This window comes from Pseudomonas sp. B20, assembly GCF_020515755.1.
Classification (GTDB): domain Bacteria; phylum Pseudomonadota; class Gammaproteobacteria; order Pseudomonadales; family Pseudomonadaceae; genus Aquipseudomonas; species Aquipseudomonas syringae.
The window spans coordinates 1-1271 of the sequence record NZ_JAHPJG010000051.1; the positions used below are offsets into that span (position 1 = coordinate 1).

Sequence of the window (1271 nt, forward strand, 5' to 3'; positions counted from 1 at the left end):
CGACGATTGCAGAACTGCCTGGTTTCAACGGCGAACAGCCTGACCCGCTGACCGGCCATTACCTGCTCGGCAACGGTTATCGCGCCTACAACCCGGTATTGATGCGCTTCAACAGCCCGGACAGTATGAGTCCGTTTGGCAAGGGTGGGTTGAATGCGTATGCGTATTGTGTGGGGGATCCGGTCAACCGGGTTGATCCGAATGGGCATATTTCGATCGGTCTGTCTTTTCTATCGGGAATTTTGTTCAGTGCCGTGGGGGCGGGAGCGATAGGGACGTCTGCTGGGCTCAAAGGATCAGACAGTGAGCTCCGCATCATACTCGCTGCAGTTGGGGTTGTCTCTTTGGTGGCCGGCGGAGGAGGGTTTGCAAGCACGATACGACAATGGCGAAAAGCAAAATCAAAATTCAAAAATATGGAAGTAATTTACATTCAAGAGTTGGGCGAGGGGCTATCATCCCCTCGGCGCGCGACGACGCACGCTGCTAATATGCGATCTGCGTCGCCGCGCGCTGCTAATAAGAAACTTGCGTTGCCAGAGGGGAGGGGGCGTGTTAATCAAAAGTCCAACGGCGTACAAGATTTGCTTCTTAATATGGAGAACTCTGATGTGCTGGAGGTTAATGGCATTGGTTTTTACCGTAACAGGTATATGTCGCTTCGTGATCAGGGTGAGTTGTACCGTGAATTCGTGGATAGCGGCCGGATGTTTTCTACGCTCAGAATGACTGATCAATTTGGACTGCAGGCTACAACTATTCGCCGGGGTCAGACACTTTATCGGAATAACTATCGAGTCAGAAAGTTACCAGATGGTGCCTGAGAGCCGACAAAATGCGTATACGTACAACTGACAGGTTGCCAGGTGATTACGGACTGGCAGCATATAAAATTAAGCCGCCTCTCAATCAGATACGTGAGATCAATTCCAGCTCAACGTCATGCCACCGAACGCGGGGAGCAACGCTGGGGCTGACGGCATGAGGATCAGACATTTTATTGAGTGAATGCCGTCTTGATGCCATCCAGCCTTCTGCCCGAACCTGGGCGATTTTACAGAGCCATGACAACCCATGAGCTTATTACTCTCCTCACCCGGACTCTTGCTTTCGGGTGCCCTACTGATAGTTTTGCCAGTGGACTGTCGGGCCCGACGGGCTCACGCTAAAGCCCTGACCTCGTCATCATCAGGGAACGATAATGGCCATCCTCTGCAAGTACACCTACGATCCGCTGGACCGCGTATCCACAGTGACGCCCCTGGCCCAGA

At 52.6% G+C, this 1271-nt stretch carries 1 protein-coding gene; it reads left to right on the forward strand.

The features are described 5' to 3' along the window. The coding region (locus tag LIX91_RS25490) for an RHS repeat-associated core domain-containing protein (RefSeq protein ID WP_226489408.1) at positions 1-824 on the forward strand (824 nt) is incomplete at its 5' end. Between the last annotated feature and the right edge of the window lie 447 nt (positions 825-1271).